The organism is Oribacterium sinus (assembly GCF_963537195.1).
GTDB lineage: Bacteria > Bacillota > Clostridia > Lachnospirales > Lachnospiraceae > Oribacterium > Oribacterium sinus_A.
Genome location: NZ_CAUTEG010000141.1, coordinates 1 through 4,789, shown reverse-complemented (window position 1 = coordinate 4,789; position 4,789 = coordinate 1). Strand labels below are relative to the sequence as shown.

Genomic DNA, 4,789 nt, shown 5'->3' with positions numbered 1-4,789 from the left:
GAAAAGATATTTCTGCAGAGATTGTACCTTTACCTGAATCTAATCTGGAATATGTTTCAGTTTACTTAAACAATGCAAGTATGCAAACTTCTAAAGAGAGAGCAGAGCTAGAAAATAGCCTAAGCAATCAAAACAGTATTTCTGATATTAAAATAGACGAAAATGAAGAAGGATTATACAGGGATATATTAGATTATCTTGATGAAGCTGAACGTGTTATGGTAATTGCGCAGGCATGTTCCATAAAGATTGTTGAGAGGGCAAGATTGCATCCGGTGCTAGCTAAATATAAAACAATGATGGAGGATTATAGAGTTAAGCTAAAAGAAGCAAAAAGCAACCCATACTATAATCCGAGAAATAAACCCGATGGTGAGCCGGTATTTTTTCCTGATTTATCAGAAAATGGAGCGAAGAGAACGATAGCTATTTTGAATGCTTTGTATAAAGGGATTGAAGCATTAGGTGGAAGCATAAATGATGACCTTTCTGTTACTATTCATAAGGACTCTGTACGTTTTAGGTTTGCAGAGAGTAAGGATAAAATCAAACATGAATTGACTAATAAGGATATTCAGGAGCTTGCGAAGTATGAGAAGGACTTAAAAAATGGCTATAGATGGGTTTCAATGCCACAGATAAGGAAATATGATCATGTGTTTAATGGGAAATTACGCATAGTTTTTGGTGAAAAGAATTACTTACGTGATAATGAGTTCCAACGATTGGAAGACCGACTGGGGGATATTCTGATTCGATTCTATGACAAATCAGAGGAAAACAGAATTGAAAGAGAACGTAGGGAAGAAGAACAAAGAATTAGAGAAGCGGAACAGAGAAGAAAAGAAGAAATCCGTGAGCGGAAAAACCTGGAAAGTCAGCGGACAAAGGAATTGGCCAATAAAGCTGAAGACTATCGTATTGCATGTGATATTAGAAGATTTATCGAAGATGCGATGAAAAGTGGAAAGGAAGAATTTTCTCATGAGTGGCTTGCGTGGGCGAGTTTAAAAGCAGATTGGTATGATCCCATTATTGCTGCTGAGGATAAATACCTTGGAGTGCGTGAACATGGAAAATCCAAAGAAGAAAAAGAAATGGGAGATGAGGAAATACGGAAAGGGAAGAGTATATTTTATGGCAGTTGGTACTAAAAACGATTACTTGTGTTTAAGAAGAAATAACAAACAACTCTATGACGCCATTTTTGGCTTTGCCATCGGCGACGTCCTTGGCGTTCCCTACGAATTTCAGGAGCGGGGTAGCTTCCTTTGCACGGACCTCACAGGCTATGGCTGTCATCATCAGCCGGCAGGCACCTGGTCGGATGATACTTCCATGACCTTGGCGACCTTGAAAAGCCTTAAAGAAAATAACGGGAAAATTCATATCGAGGACATCAGAAAGCGTTTTCTTTCCTGGCTACATGAAAATGCCTTTACCGCCAATGGAGAAGTTTTTGACATCGGTCATGCCACCTACGAGGCACTGACCAGTGGTAAACCCTGCGAAGGGGAGCGTTCCAATGGCAATGGCTCCCTTATGCGTATCCTGCCCTTGGCCTTTGTGGAATGTACGGATGAAGAAATCCGCGCGGTTTCCGCCATCACCCACGGGCATTGGATTTCGGAGGAAGCCTGCGTAATCTACGTGCATGTGGCAAAAAGGCTTCTTACCGGAGAGAATATTTTGGATATCCTTCCCACCTTACAATACGACAAGCCTTTCGATAGACTCCATCGGATTCATCAGCTGGATATTTCAGAAATCAAGTCCTCCGGATATGTGGTGGACACCCTGGAAGCTGCTTTGTGGGCAATCAGTCACGTTGAGGAAAATGAGGAAAACGATGAAAGGATAGGACTAATAAGCAAGGATTATGCCAATGATGTTTTAGCAGCTGTGAACCTTGGGGAAGATACGGATACCGTGGGAGCTGTGGCAGGAGGCCTGGCTGCAATTATTCATGGTTTGGGGTATAAAGGAGAACAATGGCTTGAAAGATTGAGAAATAAAGAGCTGATTTTGGAATGTTTATGGTAAGCGCCTTTATTATTTTGAACTTCCTATAATCAAGTATCTAACATAAAATATTCATAGCATTTATTGAATAGTAGTCTAAAAGATAATGGCAGTATAAAAGGCGAGGGAATACAAAATGGATAAGAGGGAAAACATATTAGAAGCGTGGATTATGGTGGAACATCTCTCTGAGGGAGATATTAAGCTAAATGACAATTTGTTGAAAAAGCTGGAGATTCCTAAAGATAGAGATTATTACTCTTTGCTTAACGAAGAAATACAAGGTCAAAATTTATCAAACGATAAGGGTGGAATTGTTCTGTATTTTAATACTTATCCCTTTTCCACTGTGATTCAATTACTAAGAGAGAAATATAATCTTTCGGAGACAGATGATGAGGTATCTGTGGGAGATAAGTTTTCCTTCGCTTTGTATTTTGATAAAGAACTAAAACTTCAAGGGGAAATGACATTTTTCACAGCCAGTTATTATATCTTACAAAACAATAGTATTCCTCAAGAAAAAGATTTTTTAAAGTTTGAAAAGGAAAATAAGGAAAATATCAACAGCATTTTTGCTTGCCCGGAAGAAGAGGACTATATAGCATTTTTCAATAAGGCTTTTACAAAGCTTTTGAATCAATACTCGATTCAAACTGAAAAAACTAGGATGAAAGCCTTAAATAACTTGGAAACGGATGCCACGAATCTGCATTCTTTTTTTGTAGATGATTTAGAAAAGGCAAAAAGCATTAAAGCAAGAAATTTAGAGTGCTATCTTTCAGGGGAAAATGAATCGAGAATTAATTTGAATAGTAAAGCCAATACACAGGGTTTTAATCCTGCTGCATTTGAAGAAATCTTACAGGCTAAAAATTATCCTCTTTCACGATTCCCGGCTAATCCTAAATTTTCACTTTCTTTGATGCAGCAGCTTGCAGTGAACTTAGCCATTCAAGATAGCAATGAGAAAATCAGAAGTGTAAACGGCCCTCCCGGAACAGGGAAGACAACTTTATTGAAAGATGTCTTTGCAGAATTGCTTGTTGAACAGGCATATGAAATTGCAAAATTAGCAGATAAAGATCTCAGTAAAATGGATAGGTTGAATTATTATGACAAGGCCTATATTGCTGTGATGCCAAGCGTAATAGCAGAGAAGGAAATTATTGTCGCAAGTTCCAACAATGGTGCAGTTCAGAATATAGTAAAAGAACTTCCACTCATCAATAAGGTAGATGAATCCTTTGTGGATAAATTGCGAGATGCAGATTATTTTTGGGAAATATCAAACGCGAAGCTTTCTATGGAATGGATAAAGAAGGAGGTAGGGAACTATATTGAAGTGCCGAAAGCTATACCTTATGAAGATGAAAAACATTGGGGATTGTTTTCGTTAGAGGGTGGCAAGAAAGAAAATATGAGCGGCATTATCACGGCATTAAAACATGTGGAAAACTACTTATATAATGCTTATGAGTCCAGTAGCGATGTTTATGCTCGGTTTTTAGAAAAATATCGGAAACAATGTAAATACAAAGAGGAAAGACAAAGAATAGCGGAAAATCATGCTGAACTTTTACTTCTACAAAAAGAAATAGAGTTTAAATGCATCAAGCTTGAGAAAAAGAGAAAAGAACTAGAATGTGAGTTTAAAGCTTTTAAGGAAAAGAACAATGCGGACAGTATAAAGATAAAACAAGAGTCATCCGATATAGAAGGTAAGATGGCTAGCTTTTCCAATCATATTGAAAAAATTCTTAAAGAGAAAGAGAATATTCATCAAGCTATACAAGCATTACAACTGCAAAAACCCTCGTGGTTTCAGTTTGCAGCAAAAAAAGAGTTTAAAGAAAAAATGCGTTGTTTTTCTGAGGAGCTGTTAGAACTATTAGCAAAAGAAAAAGAGCTGAATTTGGAATATTCCAATTTGAAGGAAGGCAAAAGACGTATTACAAAAGCATTGAAAGAAAATGAAGAGAAGCTATCTTGTAAGAGAAAAGAAAATGACAGCATTATTCAATTAGGAAATAAGGAAATCAGAGCACTATCTGACAAGATTAATGCGCTCTCTATGGAGCTGGAGAGAAAGCCGGTTCAGAGACTTGATATGTATAAAGAATATGATGCACTTCAATTAAGTAATCCATGGTTTGATGAAGAGTACAGAGTATTGCAGTCAGAACTGTTTATTGAGGCATTAAAAGTCAGAAAGCAGTTTTTATATGAAAATAGAAAAAGCATAAAAGCTGCATATCGTATCTGGAGTAGACAGAAGGAATACTTAGAGAAGAAGGAAGTAATACGTCAAGCATGGAACTGGATAAATATGGTCATTCCAGTGATAGGATCTACCTTTGCCAGCTTCTCAAGAATGTGTGAAAATCTCGGAGAAGGTTCTTTGGGGTACTTATTTGTAGATGAGGCGGGGCAGGCACTTCCCCAGGCCGCTGTTGGAGCACTCTTTAGAAGCAAGCAAGTGATGGTTGTAGGAGATCCTGCTCAGATAAAACCGGTACTTACTTTGGACCCGTCAATCCTCGCTATGTTAGGAAAGCATTATGGGGTATCTAATAAATATCTATCAGACTCTGCCTCAGTCCAAACACTTGTAGATGCTATCAGTAAATTCGGTTTCTATAAAGATGAGGATGAATGGATTGGAATTCCACTTTGGGTGCATCGAAGATGTAAAAACCCTATGTTTAATATTTCCAATGCCATTTCCTACGGTGGAAATATGGTGCAAAGTACAGCTGTCCCGGGA

Annotated in this window: 3 protein-coding genes; all 3 read left to right on the top strand. The window is 37.9% G+C overall.

Going from position 1 to position 4,789, the window contains the following annotated elements:
- On the top strand, positions 1 to 1,154 hold a 1,154-nt coding region (locus RYL27_RS10925), incomplete at its 5' end, for a hypothetical protein (protein ID WP_314967171.1).
- On the top strand, positions 1,138 to 2,043 hold the full coding sequence (locus RYL27_RS10920; RefSeq protein ID WP_314967170.1) for an ADP-ribosylglycohydrolase family protein: 906 nt from the start codon (positions 1,138 to 1,140) through the stop codon (positions 2,041 to 2,043). The genes RYL27_RS10925 and RYL27_RS10920, both read left to right, overlap by 17 nt.
- 115 nt (positions 2,044 to 2,158) lie before the next feature.
- Positions 2,159 to 4,789, top strand: a 2,631-nt coding sequence (locus RYL27_RS10915; protein ID WP_314967169.1) for an AAA domain-containing protein, incomplete at its 3' end; no start/stop codon positions are given.

What these genes read in the sequence shown, in the direction of transcription:
- RYL27_RS10920 (WP_314967170.1), top strand. Translation starts at nt 1,138, where the DNA reads ATGGCAGTTGGTACTAAAAACGATTACTTGTGTTTAAGAAGAAATAAC.